Annotated in this window: 17 protein-coding genes and 1 pseudogene; 10 read left to right on the forward strand and 8 right to left on the reverse strand. The window is 53.5% G+C overall.

Going from position 1 to position 18,065, the window contains the following annotated elements; genetic code table 11:
- Window positions 1-7: 7 nt before the first annotated feature.
- Window positions 8-1,003 (reverse strand): FecR family protein, encoded by a 996-nt coding sequence (locus ACXADZ_RS11330; protein ID WP_475196393.1) that lies wholly within the window; start codon window positions 1,001-1,003, stop codon window positions 8-10.
- 469 nt (window positions 1,004-1,472) lie between these two features.
- Here ACXADZ_RS11330 and ACXADZ_RS11335 point away from each other — a divergent pair, with 469 nt between their 5' ends.
- Genes ACXADZ_RS11335 through tolA form a run of 5 tightly spaced genes read left to right on the forward strand, consistent with a single transcriptional unit; the run spans window position 1,473 to window position 4,433 of the window.
- A complete protein-coding gene (locus tag ACXADZ_RS11335) occupies window positions 1,473-1,907 on the forward strand; it encodes a hypothetical protein (protein WP_475196396.1) in 435 nt (144 codons plus the stop codon).
- Complete coding sequence (locus tag ACXADZ_RS11340; RefSeq protein WP_475196398.1) at window positions 1,904-2,569, forward strand: MotA/TolQ/ExbB proton channel family protein; 666 nt, start codon at window positions 1,904-1,906, stop codon at window positions 2,567-2,569. The genes ACXADZ_RS11335 and ACXADZ_RS11340 overlap by 4 nt, the downstream gene beginning before the upstream one ends.
- 31 nt (window positions 2,570-2,600) lie before the next feature.
- Window positions 2,601-2,927, forward strand: a complete 327-nt coding sequence (locus ACXADZ_RS11345) for an ExbD/TolR family protein (RefSeq protein ID WP_171091123.1) — start codon at window positions 2,601-2,603, stop codon at window positions 2,925-2,927.
- Window positions 2,928-2,931: 4 nt separating this feature from the next.
- Window positions 2,932-3,309, forward strand: a complete 378-nt coding sequence (locus tag ACXADZ_RS11350; RefSeq protein WP_475196400.1) for an ExbD/TolR family protein — start codon at window positions 2,932-2,934, stop codon at window positions 3,307-3,309.
- Window positions 3,306-4,433 carry a cell envelope integrity protein TolA gene (tolA, locus tag ACXADZ_RS11355; protein WP_475196402.1) on the forward strand — a complete coding sequence of 376 codons (1,128 nt, stop codon included), beginning with the start codon at window positions 3,306-3,308 and terminating at the stop codon, window positions 4,431-4,433. Before ACXADZ_RS11350 ends, tolA begins: the two co-directional genes overlap by 4 nt.
- A gap of 162 nt (window positions 4,434-4,595) precedes the next feature.
- Here the strand turns inward: tolA and ACXADZ_RS11360 are convergent.
- The 3 genes and pseudogenes from ACXADZ_RS11360 to ACXADZ_RS11370 all read right to left on the reverse strand — a co-directional run bounded on the left by ACXADZ_RS11360 (window position 4,596) and on the right by ACXADZ_RS11370 (window position 6,331).
- Window positions 4,596-5,300, reverse strand: a pseudogene (locus ACXADZ_RS11360) (IS6 family transposase).
- Between the two features lie 116 nt (window positions 5,301-5,416).
- Window positions 5,417-5,824 (reverse strand): universal stress protein, encoded by a 408-nt coding sequence (locus tag ACXADZ_RS11365; protein WP_475196404.1) that lies wholly within the window; start codon window positions 5,822-5,824, stop codon window positions 5,417-5,419.
- Between the two features lie 57 nt (window positions 5,825-5,881).
- Window positions 5,882-6,331 (reverse strand): phasin family protein, encoded by a 450-nt coding sequence (locus ACXADZ_RS11370; protein ID WP_171089140.1) that lies wholly within the window; start codon window positions 6,329-6,331, stop codon window positions 5,882-5,884.
- A 200-nt stretch (window positions 6,332-6,531) separates the two neighbouring features.
- On the opposite strand from ACXADZ_RS11370, the gene ACXADZ_RS11375 reads away from it, so the two are divergent.
- Window positions 6,532-7,704, forward strand: coding sequence for a cation:proton antiporter (locus ACXADZ_RS11375; protein ID WP_475196409.1), 1,173 nt, complete (start codon window positions 6,532-6,534; stop codon window positions 7,702-7,704).
- On the opposite strand, the gene ACXADZ_RS11380 is transcribed toward ACXADZ_RS11375, so the two are convergent.
- Both ACXADZ_RS11380 and ACXADZ_RS11385 read right to left on the reverse strand, forming a co-directional pair.
- Window positions 7,705-8,112: a c-type cytochrome gene (locus tag ACXADZ_RS11380; protein ID WP_475196411.1), complete on the reverse strand. Its 408-nt coding sequence runs from the start codon at window positions 8,110-8,112 to the stop codon at window positions 7,705-7,707.
- 160 nt (window positions 8,113-8,272) lie between these two features.
- Entirely contained in the window at window positions 8,273-9,877 is a 1,605-nt protein-coding gene (locus tag ACXADZ_RS11385) for a Na/Pi cotransporter family protein (RefSeq protein WP_475196413.1), read from the reverse strand.
- Window positions 9,878-10,316: 439 nt separating this feature from the next.
- Here ACXADZ_RS11385 and ACXADZ_RS11390 point away from each other — a divergent pair, with 439 nt between their 5' ends.
- Both ACXADZ_RS11390 and ACXADZ_RS11395 read left to right on the forward strand, forming a co-directional pair.
- Window positions 10,317-11,537, forward strand: a complete 1,221-nt coding sequence (locus ACXADZ_RS11390; RefSeq protein ID WP_475196415.1) for an APC family permease — start codon at window positions 10,317-10,319, stop codon at window positions 11,535-11,537.
- A 283-nt stretch (window positions 11,538-11,820) separates the two neighbouring features.
- Window positions 11,821-13,197, forward strand: coding sequence for an MFS transporter (locus tag ACXADZ_RS11395; protein ID WP_475196419.1), 1,377 nt, complete (start codon window positions 11,821-11,823; stop codon window positions 13,195-13,197).
- Here ACXADZ_RS11395 and ACXADZ_RS11400 read toward each other — a convergent pair whose 3' ends face one another.
- The gene (locus ACXADZ_RS11400; protein ID WP_475196422.1) at window positions 13,198-14,790 is read right to left on the reverse strand and encodes a trypsin-like peptidase domain-containing protein; all 1,593 of its coding nucleotides are present in this window, start codon (window positions 14,788-14,790) and stop codon (window positions 13,198-13,200) included.
- A gap of 219 nt (window positions 14,791-15,009) precedes the next feature.
- Window positions 15,010-15,429: an Hsp20/alpha crystallin family protein gene (locus tag ACXADZ_RS11405; protein WP_475196425.1), complete on the reverse strand. Its 420-nt coding sequence runs from the start codon at window positions 15,427-15,429 to the stop codon at window positions 15,010-15,012.
- A 364-nt stretch (window positions 15,430-15,793) separates the two neighbouring features.
- Between ACXADZ_RS11405 and ACXADZ_RS11410 the strand changes: the two genes are divergently transcribed.
- Entirely contained in the window at window positions 15,794-17,098 is a 1,305-nt protein-coding gene (locus ACXADZ_RS11410) for a ferredoxin reductase family protein (RefSeq protein WP_475196429.1), read from the forward strand.
- A 337-nt stretch (window positions 17,099-17,435) separates the two neighbouring features.
- A complete protein-coding gene (locus ACXADZ_RS11415) occupies window positions 17,436-17,999 on the forward strand; it encodes a flavodoxin domain-containing protein (RefSeq protein ID WP_475196432.1) in 564 nt (187 codons plus the stop codon).
- The last annotated feature ends 66 nt before the right edge of the window (window positions 18,000-18,065 follow it).

Raw genomic sequence — 18,065 nt, forward strand, 5'->3', positions numbered from 1 at the left:
CGCGCCGTCAATCAAAAACGTTTGTTGAGAACCATTCTTCAGATCCCGTTCTATCGGTCGTTTCGTGATCCGGTTCCTCGCGTTCTGGCTCCTCATGATCGATTTCTTCTGTTTCTGGTTCTTCCCGCTCTGGTTCCTCTCTTTCAGGCTCTTCTTGTTCCGGTTCTTCTCTTTCCGGTTCCTCTTGCTCTGGCTCTGGTCTTTCGGGCTCACTCTGTCCCGCAGGTGACGGGCTTGACGCAGGAGTCGCGTCTACGGTTTCCGTTCTTTCCCGCCGTTGCGGGGGCGCTGCGCGCGGCTCTGCCCTATTGGGTTTGACACGTCGTATCGGCGTAGCTTCCCCGGCACAGCCTTCGACCCTTACTTGCAACGGTGGCAAAAGACCTTCCTGGGATTGAATAAAGGGAAACCCGCTTTGTAGCGCCTGTTCATATTGTGCCTGGCTGGCAGGGCGCCCGACGGCTCCGCTGCCGCCTGTCGCGTACATGCTGCACTGACGCCCCGAAGATCTGCAAGATCCATTGAGACCGCACATTCTGACAGTCCCCTCAAGCACAAGCATCGCGCTTTGCTGTTCCGACACGACCCACATATCGAAAGTTGTGCCGCGAACCGCCATCGTCGCTGAAGGTGTTTTTATCGAATAAGCCCTCTTTCGGCTTTTTCCGGAAATAAACCGAAAGCTGCCGCCAAGCGCCTGAACAGCAAAGTTCTTGGCTTTACGATTGCCACGTAAAAGAGTCACATCCAACACCATGCGCGCGTTGGGGCCGATTGCGATCTTGGTGTCATCCACAAAGACAATTTGGATCAACCCAGTCCGGTCCGTGGAAATCGTATCCCCTGACACGACATCGATCCCTGAATACACAGGCTGAGCTTTTCCCTCACGAATAAGCTGGGCACCTTGCTTGGCACTGATAACTTTTCCAATGCTGGCAACGGCTTGCAACGGTATGATCACAACAAAGCAAAGAACCAACACAATCTTTAACCACGACAAAATCGAGCCCCTTCCCCTTTTGGGTCCTGATACGTGCAAATTGCACTATGCTCGATGTCCACCCCATAAAAAGCACACTTGTTATTATTCTAATGAAGAAAAAATATAGACAAATATGCATTAGTTGATGCGCGATTAGCAAGTTTTATATGCAAAGCATGTCCAATCCACCGTTCTGGCGTAACCCAGCATTTAGGCGGGCAAGCTGTTGTGTCTGCCCTAGATAGAAACTTTCGCCCTTTGCTCGCGGTGCCGCTACGGCTGGGTTTGATGTTCACAAGCGCTGTTGAAATTCTTTTTGTGCTTCGTATTTCATACGATGTAGACGCACTCATCAACTTACGCTGACGATCCTTTTACTCCTCGACCCTTCGTTACCCTTTACATGACGAACAACTGGGACAACAAACAAACGGCCAACTGATGGTCATCGCCCGCAAACTGAGCGCAACAAAAATGGAGTAAACTTATGTTTCTTAGTCGCCTTTTTGCAGCGGCCGTGTTGTGCGGGGGGCTGTCGTCATACGCGCTTGCGCAATCTGACGCCGAACAATCAGGCAAACTGTTTATGGAATTGAACACGGTCGAAGATATCGAGGGTTCCTGCAGGTTTACGTTTCTGGTCAAGAATGAAACCGGACATTCGATAGACAACGCGGTGTTTGAAACGGTCTTGTTTGATGTCGATGGTGGCCTTTTGCAACTCTCTATTTTCAGGTTCGGTGAGTTGCCGGCGGACAAATTGCGCGTTCGCCAGTTCGACTTACCCAACCTAGCTTGCGCTTCGGTTGGGAAAGCCCTGATCAATGGTGCACAGTCCTGCGTGGTGGACGGATCCGAAAGTGAAATTTGCGAAGACACCCTGTCCATGAGCAGCCGGGTAGACATGGAGCTTTTGGGATGAGTCCGCTGACCGCACTTCGTGAGATCTTTGCCCTTGGTGGACCCGTCGTCGCGATCCTGATCGCGATGTCGGTTCTGACGCTGGCCGTCACGCTTTACAAACTCTGGCAATTTGCGGTCTGTGGTGTCGGTCGGCACAAGGTTCTGTCCGAAGCACTGGCTGCATGGGACTCTGGCGACCAGAACGCAGCACGCGCAAAACTGGCTGGTAGCAAAAGCTATCTTGCGCCCATCGTAGGCGCTGCGATGGACGCATCGGGCTTGCCCGGGGCCGATGACAGGCTGGATGCCGAGGCGAGCCTTGTGCTTGCGGGGTTGGAGCGTGGCTTCCGCCTGCTGGACACAGTGGCACAGCTTGCACCTTTGTTGGGTCTTTTTGGCACGGTTCTGGGTATGATCAGCGCATTCCAAAGTCTGCAAGCCGCAGGGTCATCAGTTGATCCATCGGTTCTGGCCGGTGGGATTTGGGTGGCCTTGATTACCACAGCCGTAGGTCTGGCCGTTGCAATGCCGACTTCGATGGTTTTGTCCTGGCTGGAAAGTCGCACCGCACGCGAGCGTGTTTTTGCGGACAAGGCTCTTCGCACGGTTCTGGTGCCAGGACCCTCGATAACAAGCGCAGTTGGAACCGAAGCAGTTTCAGTTGCACCGGAACATGCGTAACACCGCGCCATTTGTCCGGCGGCGTATGTCGATGACGCCCCTGATCGATGTGATCTTTCTGCTTTTGCTGTTTTTCATGCTGTCCTCGACCTTTTCACGGTTCAGCGAGATTGAACTCAGCAGTGCGGCTGCGGGCGGGTCAAGCGACGCGGAACCAACCGAGCGCTTTTTTGTTCAACTTGGCGCCACGCGGGCGGTGTTGAATGGCCAGCCCATGTCGCTTGACGACTTGGCCGAGCAAACCCTGACCGGTCAGGTTCTGGTCAGCCTTGATAGCGACACGTCCGCACAACGGCTTGTGGATCTTCTTGTTCGGCTGCGTGGTCGCGAAGGTCTGACGGTTAGCGTGTTGGAGTAAGTCGATGATCCGCAAAATCCGACCCGGCCGACACCGAGATTCAACTATTCCGTTGATCAATGTCGTCTTCCTCATTCTGATCTTTTTTCTGATCGCGGGCACGATAGCGCCGCCGCTGGACTCAGAACTGGATCTGGTAAACACCGCAGATCTTGAAGGTCGCGAGCCCCCAGATGCGCTTGTCCTGTATCCGGATGGCACGTTGCGCTTTCGTGGCAGACCGACAAGCGCCGAGGCATTCATGCAAGACCACGACGGCGGGCCTGTGCGGATCGTGCCGGATAGAAATGCACCTGCCCCCGCGTTGATGGAGATTACCAGCAATCTGCGCCGGTTAGGTGCGCCTTCGGTTTTTCTGGTGACAGAACAGGCCCTCGAATGATCCGGCGGTCTTTATTCGTCGCACTCCTTGCGATCTCGGTTTCTGTGCTGGTGCATCTTGGGGGCCTAACCCTGACTGTGCCAAACTTTTCAAACCAAGCCACCGGAGAAGACCAAACTGACACTGTCGAGCTAGGCAATACATTCGAAGAGTTTGTCGATACCCAACTTGAACCCGTTCAGCCGGAGCTGACCGAAGCGCCGCCCCCGCCAGAAGAACCACCAGTTGAGCCGCGCGAGGCCGAAATTCCCACAAGCGATGCCCGCGTCGCGTCGCCCGACCCAAAGCAAACCTATGCGCCCGATACCGGAGACTCGACGATCATTCAGCCCAGAGCGCCTGACGAAGCCGTCACCGAACCTGTGGAACAAGCCCCTGATGACAATGGTGAAAGCGCTGAAGCCGCAGGATCCGATACCGCGACCGAAAACCCGGAAGCAACACCCGATCAAACCATTTCACCGGTCGAACCCTCTTCTGTCGAAGAACCGGTAAATGACGTACAGATTGCCGCTTTGCCACCCGAGCTCTCTCCGGTCGACACCGAAGAAGCTGAAACCCTTGAGCCCGTGACACCGGATACAGCGTTGAACCCTTTGGAGGATGACGCTGATGTGCCTCTTCCCGAAGCGGAATCAGAGCAAACGGATCAGGCCCCTACATCGTCGCTTCGACCGCGACCACCAAATCGCAATGCGCAAACGGAACAGCCAAGATCATTGGAGGTTTTCAGAAACTTCGACAGTCTGCGCTTTCCCGAACAGACAGTTGAATCGCCTCTCACGGCCTTCAAACGAGAAGGTGTGGATGTCTTCCGACAAAGCAGAGGCAGCAATCGGTCTGGGGGACGTGGCCCCGGAAACTCGGATACAACAAACTATGCCGGTGAGGTTCTTGTTCATTTGAACCGAGCGCCAATCGTCTACGTTGCTGCGCGCGGACATGCGCGCGTGTTTTTTCAGATTGATCCCGATGGCTCTTTGGCTTGGGTCGAAGTCGTCGAAAGCTCTGGCTCACCCGACATAGAACGTGCCGCAAAGGAACAGGTCCGAACCGCCGCACCTTTCCCACGCCCACCCGGAGGCGCCAGTCGCAAGCTGTCATTCTACTACCAGATCCGGTGATCTGATCTGCATCGCAGGGGCAGTTAGGGTTCAGGAAAATACGGGACGTACTGCCTTGCGGACCAGATGGCTTTGCTCACTGGTCAGAAACACAATCGGCTTGAGTGGCGGTGCCGTCAGACGAATTCTAACCAGTCTCAGATTGCCGCGGAAACCGTGAACCTATCCAGAACAAAGGTGACGCCACCCTGCGAGAGCGGCGATGCGTGTCAGCTTGAAGGAGTCTCGGCCGTTGAGGGATCTTTTCTGATTGAAGTGTTTGTAGACGGAGGAACGGACGGTGGCGAATTTCTGTAAACTTCGCATGCGTTTGAAACGCTGCTTGGCGCGTTCACGTTGTCGAAACGGGAGGCGCGAATTCTCAACGCGGTTGTTGAGTCACCTGCCCGTCTTCTGCTTTTCGGTAGCGCCGAGCTCTCTGAGAGCCGCCTAATACGACGCAAAGCGGTCTGTAACTATCTCTTCTGCAGAGCTGTGGCGCTTCATCAATTTCTTGAGGAGGTTCAATGCCGCCAGCTTGTTTCGGCGTTTGGTAACGATAGCTTCCAGCACTTCGCCCTTATGATCGACGGCCCGCCAGAGGTAGTGCCTATTACATTCACCTTCACGAAAACCTCGTACACGTGCCACTTCCATTTCAAGAATACGCGCAGCTGCTGAAAACGCTTCCGCGTTAACTTAACAGCAAACACTGGGCCAAACCTGCTCCATTAATACCGGACAGTTTCGTGTCTCACGTCGATGCCTCGCTCGTGCAACAGTCTTCGACATTCCGAAGCGAGAGCGGGAAACGGATATACAGCATCACTGCAAGGCGGGTGATCTCGGGGCTGTTTTGAAATACTTGAAAGAGGCAGGATTGGTCATGGCAAAAGCTACGCAAAACCCCTGCCCGCCCCAAGACAAGTTCTTCTGACAAGACCTCTAATTTGGCTCAGCAAGAAAGGGCCATTCCATAAATATCTCGCATCGCTAGCTTTGGATCACCGAATTACGTGAACCGAACACTTGGCATGATGCACGACTCTGTTCGCAGTGGAACCTAGAAATATGTCCTCGAATCCCGGCTTGTGCGACGCTAAGACGATGCAATCAACGTCGTTCTGATTAGCGAAGTCGACAATAGCCCTACCCGCATGCCCAGAGATGAGCTGTACCTTCGCGTCTGAAATTTCAAAGGCAGTCTTATGCAGGTTCTCCCATATCTCATGCCGCGTATGTACAAGCACTTCGCTTGGAATCTGAGACCCAACGTAAGCCGGAATTGGCTCTTGGACGTGTATCACGGTGAATACAGCGTCCACATCAGCCAATTGGCGCGCGGCCTCAAACGACGCTTGTGTGTCGTGTTCTTGGTCCAGAGCAACCGGGATCAGGATATTCTTGTACATTTGACCTCCTATCTACCGCTCCGATGATTCCAGTTTGGTTCCTCGGCAGCAGGAAACCTATACAGGCTCGGACTTTGAAGATTTCCCCGCGCTCTTTGTAGCGGCTACAACATCATCAACTGTTTTCTCAACAGCTTCAGCTTCGGTTTCAGCGACATAAGATGCACAACGGGACACGGTTTCGAACCATTCCTGAGCGTCAGCAACCAACCGCTCCGCCGAATGGCGCTGCCACTCCGCCATGCTCTGAAGGGCTTTAGAGGGATCGGACGGGTTCGCGGAAGACACATTGCGTGCAGCTTTTAGAGCCGTCCGGACCGCCTCATGACGCCGTTCGAACCAATGCTGCGCAAAGGCCTCTGTTTCTTCGAGCAATTTTTCTTGCGCGTCCCAAAATTGTTCGATCTGGGCACCGAACGCCAGATTGCCAGAAATGGGCGGCTGCATTTGCTTGAAAACATCCAAAAGTGAGGTCGGGCTATTTGTGTTAGATTTCTTTGTCGGCATCGAAAATTCCTCCTCATTCCCTGAATAGACTATTGTGCCACCTGCGGCGCGCTTTCGCCTTAATACAGATCAAAATCCCTTATTTTTATTACCCTCGGCATAGGCCGCAACGGGACACTCGCATTCTCTCCGACATCGGTTCCTAGAGGGCAGTGTTGGGGTTAGAGTAGTCTAGACAAGAACTTAACGTTTGGATTTCTATGCACATTGCCGGCTTTCTGATTACTCTTGGTGTTCTCTTTCTTGCCGGATTGGCGGCCGACCAACTAGGCCGGGCCACGCATCTTCCTCGTGTTACAACCTTACTGTTCCTCGGACTGATCGCCGGGAACGCCGGAATGGGGCTAATCCCACTCGACGTTGCCATGTGGTTCGACGAGATTTCCATTGTGGCTTTGACGATGGTCGCGTTCCTTCTTGGCGGATCTTTGACCCACGAGAACCTGGTTCGACATGGCCGGGCCATTCTGACGATTTCGATTTCAATCGTGGTTGCAACCCTTGTTATCGTGTCTGCTGGATTGACCGCAATTGGTATGCCGTTTGGATTGGCATTGGTGTTGGCGGCAATTGCCACAGCTACGGCTCCGGCCGCCATGACTGATGTGATCAAACAATCTGGGGTGTCTAACAGCTTTACCGAGACATTAAAGGGCGTCGTCGCAATTGATGACGCTTGGGGTCTGATCGTTTTCAGCATCGCCCTGGTTCTGGCCGGTCATTCGGATGGTTGGGCCAGCATCACCGCCGCAGCGATGTGGGATTTCGGGGGCGCCATTGTTTTGGGTGTCACCTTGGGCGTTCCGTCCGCTTACCTAACCGGCCGTTTGAAACCGGGAGAGCCAATGCAGGCAGAAGCAGTGGGCATCGTCTTTCTTACAGCGGGTCTCGCGCTTTGGCTGGAGGTTTCATTTCTAGTAGCAGGCATGGTTGTCGGCGCGGTGATCGGGAATCTTGCCCGCCATCACGACCGTGCTTTTCATGAGATCGAGCACATTCAGTGGCCATTCATGATCCTGTTCTTCCTGTTGGCTGGCGCCACGTTGGAAATTGAAGCCTTCGGTTTGATGGGCTGGGCTGGTGTTCTTTTCCTATTCTTACGTGCCGTGGCCCGCCTTGTCGGAGGTTACTGCGGAGCAAAACTGGGCGGCCTGCCTCGCCGTCAGACCCGCTGGTACGGTCCCGCTTTGTTGCCACAGGCTGGTGTCGCGGTAGGTATGGCCCTTGTAGCCGGAGAGCAATTTCCGCATTGGGCCGCGTCGATCATGGCCTTTACTCTAGCCAGTACTGTGGCCTTCGAGGTGTTGGGGCCGCCGTTGACTCTCATGTCAATCAGACGAACGGCTGAAACGGATGACCAGATTGGTCAGTGACTATTCAGACTGGATCGATTCAAGAAAGGCGAGCAAATTCGCCAACGGCAGGCCTACCATCATAGGTTGCCCATTAGGTAGAGCCACCGCGATTTGTTGGTCTGTCTCAAACACCGCGCCAAAGATTGGCATTTCGCCCCCATGGGCGAGCAATTGTGAACGACCATCAATCTGTTCAGCTATGCGAACTATCGGAAACACACCGTCGTTTTCGCCCGCCAATTTGGTAAGGTCGGGTGTTCGAATAGCCAACATTTCGGCCATTGGCCCGTCTCCGGTCGCTTCGAAACCGTGACATTGCCAGCAATACGTCCGGTACAAATCACTTCCCTCACTGACGCTGACCTCCTGCGCTAGTGCAGGCCCCGTGACGAATAGTGCCAGTAAAATCCCTCGATAAACCTGCATATTCCCCTCCAAATCTCTGCCACAAATGAAGATCCCATTAAACAGTATAGCTAAGGAACGTCTTTGACCTTGCTCATGTTGTCCGCACCTGCACGAACATTGGCGTTTCAGTCGAATAGCGTTTGAGCGCGCGCCGAATCTAATCCAAGCCAACCTCCAACTACGCAACCTCGTCATCGACCTCACCACCCTTGCGCCCAGACGGCACTCCTTCCAATGCGTTCAAATGCAGACGAATTCGCCAGAGGTGATAAGACACTCGATGCAACCATCTGAGGGCATCCAAGCGAGCCCAGACCACGTCGACCGGCAGACTGTCAGTCGCAGCGTCAGAGATGAGCAAGTCTCTGCGAAGTTTCCTCTGTCGTCGCAGAAAACGGCGAACGCGGTTCAGCGTAATTTCACACTCCACTGGGTCGTCGATTTCCAAATAGCCATCAGTTGCTGCAATCATCACCGAAGCAAGCCGCTTCAACCGCCAGTCTTTTGGTAACTCGCTTATCCGATCATCTTGGCCACACCGGTAAAGCAACCGGTCAAGATGATCCAGGATATGGTACATATCCTTGATGTTGGATATCTCTGCGTCGGGCATGCTGGGCAGTTCTATTTTGTCCAGATACGAGCGGGCTTCGGACACGGCGGTCTGATTGTTATTCCGACCAAAATCGATTCCGTTTGTCTGAGATGCCCCCAGACACGACCGAAGGTGCGCCACTTCGGCCCTTACAATGCGTTCGACTGCAGCCTTTGCCGCATCCACGGCTAATTCCGGCATCCCAAGGACAAGCGGATCCAGAGATCTCGTTAACTCAGCACCTCGGTCAGGTATAAGCGCCTCGACAAATCTGGCGAAGGGTTTCGCGAACGGCAAGATCAGCGCCACGCCTATGGCGTTGAAGAAACTATGGAACGCGACCAGCGCAGTCAGAGAATTTCCGGCCCCCGCCCCGCTTGCAAACACCGAAGTAAATGGACCTAGCAAGAAAAAAGCCATTGCTCCTGTCATCACGTTGTAGATCACATGAGCAAACCCGGTTCGACGCGCCATCGTGCCCCCGCCCAAAGTCGCCAGAACTGCCGTAAAAGTCGTGCCCACATCCATTCCAATGACGAGAGCTGCTGCTTGAGGGAAGTTCACAGCACCCGCGCTCAACGCAGCCAATGCGGTCGCAACGCCAGCGCTCGAAGACTGCGTCACCATCGTGATAAGCACGCCTATCAATACAAGCTTCAGCCTGCCTAGCAGTGTATCTGGCGGGAAATCGGCAGGAGTCACTATGCCGCGAAATACGTCAAGCCCGGACTTGAGTTGCTCGATCCCAATGAAAATCAAGCTGAACCCGGCCAACGCCAGCCCAAGGCCGGAAACCGCTTTCCTTCCCGAAAGCGCCAGCAAAGCCCCAACAAAAACAACGGGCAACATCACTTGCCCCAGGTCTAGCTTGAACCCCAAGAGCGCGACGAGCCAACCTGTCATAGTCGTTCCGATATTGGCCCCAAAGATGATCCCAAGCGCCTGTGGAAACGTGAGAAGGCCAGACGCGACAAATCCTACTGCCGCGACAGTCGTTGCACTAGAAGACTGGATTGCAGCTGTCGTGACCGCGCCTGTTACCGCCCCGGTAAACGGTGTCGACGTGAACCGACCCAAAATATCTCGTAATTTCGCCCCTGCCAAAGCCTTCAAACCGTCCGTCATCAGCAGCATGCCGATAAGAAACAGGCCGATGCCACCCAAAGCTGGTAACAGGTTCCAGAACATCGCGAATAGCTTTTCACCTTTGATCTGACATTGCCGAACATTTTAGCTTTGCCTTTAAGTTCGACGGTATTCGACAATTGGTTTGCATCCAGCATCGCAACCCCGACACTGCAAGTTGATTGACATAGATCAAAGCACCAACATGAATCACATACTGAAATGCGAATGTTTCAACTTGTTCTACGTTCACCGACCTGTCCCCAAGCGAACACTATGGTGAACGGAATTTTGTAGGAGTGGAAGTTCCACCCACGGGGGCTCGGCAGAAGTGATGGCGAGCCCCCAGTTGGTTGATTGGCGCTCAATGCGCCCACACGTTGAGACACAAAGCATTCGGTGCAGCTTTGACCATAGGGTTGAGCTGCTCCGCCAATCGCGGAAATTAACGAGAAGGACGCCAGTGACGACGTTCTGAATGGGCAGTTGGTGGAAATCGCTTATGAGCTCTGTTGATCCAAACGAACAGAAACTCAGACGGGCCCTTACTACCCCGTTGCTCACGCTTTACGGCCTTGGGGTGACGGTCGGAGCGGGCATTTACGTTTTAGTCGGTGCGACAGCAGACATTGCCGGACCGTTTGCGGCGTTGTCGTTCGTTGTAGCCGCGCTCGTCGTATCACTGACCGCGCTTTCGTATGCAGAACTCGCAACACGATTTCCTGTCAGTGCAGGTGAAGCAGCCTATGTTGAGGCGGGATTTCAGAAAAGATGGTTGGCGGTTTTCGTAGGGCTCGCGGTCGCGGCTTCGGGGGTTATCTCTGCCTCTGCCGTTGCAATTGGCGCAGCATCATATCTTCATGCTTTGACCGGTTTTGCGATTCCTGTTTTGACCATCAGCGTCGTTTTGATCATGGGTCTAATCGCGCTTTGGGGGATCACTGAATCGGTCTTTGTTGCGGCCGTCATTACGATCATCGAGATCGCAGGCCTTCTCTTTGTGATTGGCTGGGGCATGTCGGTTCAGGATCCGCAGGGATACGGGATCAGTTCGATGCTTCCACCACTTGAACTCGACGCGTGGAGAGGCATTTTCGCAGCATCACTTCTCGCCTTCTTTGCATTTGTTGGCTTCGAGGACATGGCCAATGTCGCGGAAGAGGTCAAAGACCCCGTGCGCACCATCCCAAAAGCGATTTTACTAACCCTCGTTCTGGCGACCATGTTGTATCTGGGAACCTCAATGACGGTTCTACTTGTTGTTCCGATCGATGTTCTCTCGACATCCACAGCACCCCTCGCGCTTGTGTTTTCAAACGCCCCCGAGGTGATCAAACAGGGGTTTTCCGCGGTCGCGATTGTGGCGACAGTCAATGGAGTACTGATCCAGATGATCATGGCCTCGCGGGTGATCTACGGCCTAGCTGACCGTAACCATTTACCGAAGGTTCTGGCGATTGTCCCAAAAGCAACTCAGACACCAGTTATCGCTACTTTGCTGGTCGTGGCGATCATCGTTTTGCTGACCCAAACTATACCGATTGGTACTCTGGCAGAGCGCACGTCTCAGATCGTTCTAGGCGTCTTTGTGCTCGTCAACATTTCGCTGATCTTGCTGAAGATGAAGCCGGACGAGGCCGCCAAGCACTTCCGTGTTCCTCTTGTGGTACCGATCCTTGGGGTGATCACCAGTGCATTGCTTTTCGGATCTGGATTTCTCTAACTAAACACAACGACCCAAAGGCTTCCACGAGCTACCACGGCAAATGACGACTGACCAAACTTCAATAGGATCAAAACTTTCGGCCTGGTGGCATAGAACGTTTGTGGATCTGGTTCAGCAACTGCAATGGTCGTATTTACCGCCATTGATGGTCTACTTCGCTGCCGGCGTGTCCGGCCTGACCTCGGTCGTCGGAGTTTTTTTCCTCAAAGACTATCTAGATTTATCCGCCTCTTTCGTTGCTGGACTTGCATTTTGGGCTGGTATCCCGTGGATACTCAAAATGCCGCTTGGCCATGTCGTGGACCTGTTCTGGCGCTGGAAGTCCCTGCTGATCCTGTTTGGCGCATCCCTGATCACGTTGTCATTGCTAACAATGTATGGGCTTGTGACCGCGCCTGCACAGATGTCCAGTTTCATGCCACTGGAAGACTGGTATGTTGTTGCCTTGCTGTTGGCGCCTTCGGGCTATGCCATTCAGGACGTTGTTGCCGACGCCATGACGGTTGAGGCGGTTCCCAAGGTCAACCAGCACGGCCTCCCGTTTACACCTGAAGAAACCCGTGCACAGCACACAACGATGCAGACCTTGGGCAGAGTCTCGATCATTTCCGGGTTTGCGGCGGTTGCGGCTGTGAACATCTGGATTTTCTCTGGAACCGAAGATCTGCAAAAATCCGAGCGCCTCGCGCTCTATGGCCGAGTGTACCTAGTAGCACTGGCCATACCCGTGTTGTCGGTCAGCGGAGTCGTTCTTCACAGCTTGATCCAGCGTCAACGTGTCCAGCGGGGACACCCGCCCCACACACCGGACGCAGTCACAGAAGTCAAATGGTCCATATTGCTCGGCGGTCTCGCATTCGTGGTGCTCAGCATCGTTCTGGGAACCGCTGATTTCGAATTTGCGCAGGAAACAGTTTTCGCGGTTTCCCTGACGGTAATTCTGTACCTCATGTCGCGCCTGCTCAAAGAGCTGGAACCGGCCCAAGCCAAAGCCTTAATTGGGACAGCGACAATCATTTTTGTTTTCCGTTCCGTTCCTCTGCCGGGACCAGGCCTGACCTGGTTTGAAATCGATGAACTAGAGTTCGATGAGCAATTCTTAGCAATCTTGGCTTTGTTGACTTCGCTGCTGGCGCTGCTGGGGTTAATTGTTCTGCGACCATTCATGGCCAACCGCTCAATTGCGCATGTGGTGATATTGCTGACAATCGCCGCAGGCATACTCGCCCTGCCTAACCTTGCTCTCTACTACGGCATTCATGAATGGACAGCGGAGCGAACCGGCGGAATTGTAGACGCAAGATTTATTGCCATTCTCGACACCGCCGTTGAGTCTCCACTCGGACAGATCGCCATGGTCCCGATGTTGGCTTGGATTGCACGCAATGCCCCAACTCATTTGAAAGCGACCTTCTTTGCCGTGATGGCATCGTTTACCAACATGGCATTGTCGGCCAGCAGCCTCAGCACCAAATACCTCAACCAGACATACGTCGTCACGCGCGCTGTCACCAAGCCCGAAACCGGTGAGGTCACGTCGACTGCGGACTACAGTCAACTTGGGTACTTGCTGATCTCCGTGGCCCTGATCTCAGTGATCGTTCCACTGGTCACTGTGTTCTTTGTTCAAAACTCGCGCTTCCGAACGAGCGAATGATCACTGGCTTTCCACCTCTCCTAGCAGAGTTCTGAGATGTGAGACCGGGACGCCGATGTTTGAACCACCAAACTCGGGCAGGATCGCAGCATTGATCGCAACGACCTCGCCCTGCCGATTCAATGCTGGTCCTCCACTCCCACCGGTCGTAGTCTCAGCGTCATAAACGATGGCGCTCCCACTTGTCCGCGCGACGATCCCCCGGCTTGCTAGCGGGTGAATCTTGCTTTGAGCGGAAAGCCGGGACGCAATCGACCAAAAGTTCAACGTTCCTTCTTCCTCCAGTTCCTCTAGAAAGCCCGGACCAGCCTGCGCGATCAAAGCTTTCAAACCCGTTGGATATCCCAACAGATAAAGCTCTTCACCAACGCGCGACGTGGCATCCGCCAACGGAATTCCGAGGTCCTGAACGCGGCTTGGCTCAACTGCCAAAATCGCCAAGTCTGCGGCTTCACTGAACCGGACCAAACGCGCCTCTATTGGTTCCGTCTGATCAGGCAAATAGGCCAGCAGTCTCAACATCTCTGGCTCAAGACCAGCGTCGCTCAGCGCTTTCTCTCGGTTCCCCGAGGTCCAGGGCAAAGCGACATGGCGGTTGGTGGCCATCAATGGCACCCCAGCAATCAAAAACCCTGTTCCGGTGAACTGAAATTCTGCAGGTTCGCCGGTCCCGTCCGGTTCGATCCAAGGCTGGCCAAACGGGGTCTTCAGGTTTTCTCTGTTAGGTCCCAACACATGCCGTAAAATCTTTCCGCTTTCCACATGGCGCAATCCGTAAGCCCCCTGAAGGAAAGCGACCGATCGAGTGGAGGCAGCGATCACCCGCGTTGGTGCTCCCGCCCGCTGCTCCAAGGTTCCAAGACGCTGCTCGGTCGACAGAACTTGGTTTTCAAAAGCATCACGCAACGAAGCCAGGTCATCAGGCGTAAGTGCATCTTCTCGCGTCTGGGCAAGCATAACCGCGACCGCTTCGATTTTACGGGACTCCTGTTCGATACTATCCGCCAAGCGCCGGTCGTTTTGGTAAAGTAGGTACCCAAACCCCGCGATCACAAGAAGCGTTGCAAGTACTGTGATCCTGAACAGTGTCGTGGTCTGAGACGCAAGCCGCAGCCCACTATCGCGCAAGGCACCAGACAGCTTTTTAGCGAAAGGTCGGCGGCTCGCTCGGGCGTAGGCATATGCGTCACTAAAGATATCTTCGACCGTATGGTGCGCGGGAAATGAGTGATCGCACAACCTGTATCGAGACATAGGACCCTTTTCGCCAAACTCGATCATGTCGCCATGCCTCAGAGACACCGATGAGGCTTTTTGTCCGTTTACCCATATATTGCGCCCTGCCGACGCGGTTATTGTGTAACCGTCGTCAACCCACTGTAGGGTCGCAATATCGTTATCATGCGGAGGCAGGTTGCCTTTAGGTCGAAGGCTTAACACCCTGCCATCGTCAACAGAAACGGTCAGGGCTTTATCGACCAGCCAGTTAACGTTTCCGCGCGATGGTCCGGTCAGGCTCTCCAGAAAGGCCCGAACCTCACCTTCACCAGCATGTCCAGAGGGTGTCATGTCGCTCACTTCTGGTTTGCGCATTGTGGCTCCCTATCCAAACGCGTGAGGGCATTCTACCACGCCGCAACACCAAACCCATGGTTTGACGCAAATGTACAAAAAAGCACATTTAAACAAGCACCTGCGATGTTTACCGAATTCAACCCAAAACATCTATCAGACCGCGGTTCGAAGAAGGCCGATCCATGATCGGCCCTCTGCTTTGGCATTTTCAAGCCTCGTATCGAGCCAACTGACCGTTTATTTCGACGATACTTTGATCTTACGGCTTGGATCCTGAGGCTCAGTTTTCGGCATTTCGATATGCAGAACGCCCTTGTCGAATATTGCTGAAATCTTGTCGATTTTCACAGTGTCTGGCAGCGACATGGCTCTGGAAAAGCTGCCGTAGCTTCTTTCGCTGACACGCAGATCGCCCGTTTCGTCATGCGCAATCTTCTTCTGACCGCGCAGGATTAGCCTGCGATCCTTGATTTCAATTTCCACATCATCCTCTTCGAGCCCTGGCAATTCAGCCGTCAGGACAATCGCAGAATCCGTTTCTTGGACATCGATTGCAGGTGAAATCGCACCTGTCATGTCAAGAGACGGAAAACCCGTGCGTTGCGCAGCCGTTTCCATCGGTAGGAAGGGTGATCCTCCCCCCAAAAAACGCGACATCAACGTTTCCATTTCACGCCGAAAGTTGTCGGAGAGCGGATGCGTTCCAATGAAAAGTTGCGGGGACTTTTTCTCTTCTAGCATTTTTTGAGCCTCTTCCTTTGGTCTGATTTCGCGCGCGCAACATTATGGCAGAAAACGCGGTCAAGGACCTTGATCTTGCGCAAGCATACAACCTGATCCGTCGCCAGATCGCTCGCACCGGTTGAACGAACAGAAACGGGAACCGTCGTCCAACAGACTTGTCAGGTCGTGCTGGAGTTAACACCAATCTCAGTAGTCTTGATCGGAACCCCAGGTCAGCTTAGCGTTTATTCTAAATGAGCCTGAGTTGCCTACCTTTAGCGCAGTGGAGCAAAACCGTATGAAATGGCCTTATCTGGCGTTGATTTACGTTTTGCTGATCTTGGCTCCCTTGGGTTTTTCTTGGTCTCTGGGATGGCCACCGCGATCCTTTCATCAAGAGCTCGCGTCCGGGCTTGGAATGCTTGCGTTTTCAATAATCTTAGTCGAGTTCCTGCTGTCTGGCCGGTTCAGGTTCATCTCTTCCGGCTTAGGTATGGATGTGACTATGCGGGTGCATCAGTTGATGGCGCGGACAGCACTTGGCTTTGCACTCATACACCCGCTGCTGTATCAGGGTACGCCTTCTGGCGGACGCCGCCCGTGGGACGAAACAAACCAACTTACGATTTCGACCGACTTTTCCACGCTGGTATCGGGCATCGGCGCATATTTTTTACTGTTCATTCTGGTCGCCTCGGCAATTGCCCGCAAATCCCTTGATTACAAATACGAAACATGGCGCCACTTACACGGGCTGGGAGCCTTGGTGATCGCATGCCTGCTGTTGCATCACACGGTCTATGCTGGGCGCTACGGTGGGCATCCGGTATTGATGTATCTCTGGCTTTCCCTGACCAGTATTGCAGTTGGAACTTTGCTGTATGTCTATCTCGTTCGCCCTTTGCGTCAGAGGAAAAGGCCGTGGCGGGTCACTTCTGTGTCTCGACTAACACCGAAGCAATGGGAGTTGCGTCTCAAGCCCCATGATCACAACGGACTAGCCTTCGAAGCAGGGCAGTTTGCCTGGCTAAACGTCGGCCACAGTGCTTTTTCGCTGCATGAGAACCCGTTCTCGATTAGTTCGGCACCAGCCGAAGGCCCCGAAGTTTCATTCGTGATAAAGGAGCTTGGGGACTTCACATGCGGTCTGGGACAGATCGCTCCGCAAACCACTGTCTATCTAGATGCCCCACACGGGAACCTGTCGATCAGCCACCGCAATGAGACAGGCATTATTCTGATCGCAGGTGGTGTCGGGATCGCGCCCATGTTGAGCATTATGCGTCAAGTTCGACTGAGTGGAACACAAAACGATCTCAAGCTTATCTATGGCAACCGGGTGGAGGAGCAGATTGTTTTTCGCCAGGAGTTGTCCAAAGAAGACACAGTATTTGTTCTATCCGAACCGCCAAAGGATTGGCGAGGCGAAACAGGTTTGATCGACGGTCCCCTGTTGGACCGTAATTTATCTTCCAAGCAATTTGAGAGCTGGCTTTTTGTTCTCTGCGGCCCCCCTGCCATGATGGACGCCGTCGAAGATCATCTGATCGCTCGGGGCACCGCGTCACACCGGATTTTGTCTGAAAGGTTTGACTATGATTAGCCTGATCAGAAACCTGCCCGCACGCCAACAAGTGAAGGTCATTGTGTGGTGCATCAGTTTTATAATCCTCGTCGCTGCCTTGGCCTTTTCTTTAAGGTAGCAAAACAAGCCATTGGGCCACGGCCAGTCTCAAAAATTGTCCGCCAAAAAGGCCGATTTGATTCGAGATGTAGGTCGCCGCAAACTTCCTTAAAAACATGCTCTGCGTGGACAGCAAAAGCGTACCACGACTTTCCCGATACGCTCCCATGTAACGCCTTTGATGGAGATCAAGGGCAACGCAGGCCACTTATTCATAATCAGCAATCTATTCAGACCGATTTATGGGAGGATCGGAATGACCGTACTCATCGCCTTCGCTACAGTCGAAGGCCAGACAGAAAAGATTGCGTGTTTCATCAACGATGTCGCGAAGAATGCTGGTTTCAACGCAAAGCTGATCAATACCGACGAAATGCCCAGCCACGTTTCGCTTGGCGATGTGGTCAAGGTTGTTCTTCTGGCCCCTGTCCACGAGCGTAGGCACCCCAATTCATTTGAGGCATTTATCGCTTCAAATAGAGATGCCTTAATGAAGCGAAAGTCTCTCGTGCTTTCCATCGGTTTAAAAGCTGCTTTTGCGTCAGGTCGAGAAGAAGCACGCGACTATCTTGACGAAATGCTTCTTCGAACAGGTTTTGAACCAAATGCGACGGCTTTGATCGCAGGCGCGGTGAGGCCCGAAAACTACGGGTATTTTGAGAGGGAGATCCTTAAGCACGTCGTCTTGCTCGGTCGAAAAATCGATCCACGAGAAGGAGCAAGGGAGTTTACTGACTGGGATGAGCTAACGTCAATTGTGATAGATTTCCTTGGCGAAAACGGTCGGGCGAACACGCTTCAACCTCCAGCAAAATCTTAAAAAATGGTTTCTCAAGTATTTACCGATGAATTTTAATAGTTTTGGCTCCCAGAAAGTCACAGTCGT

This window comes from Ruegeria sp. ABM4_193, from assembly GCF_056158705.1.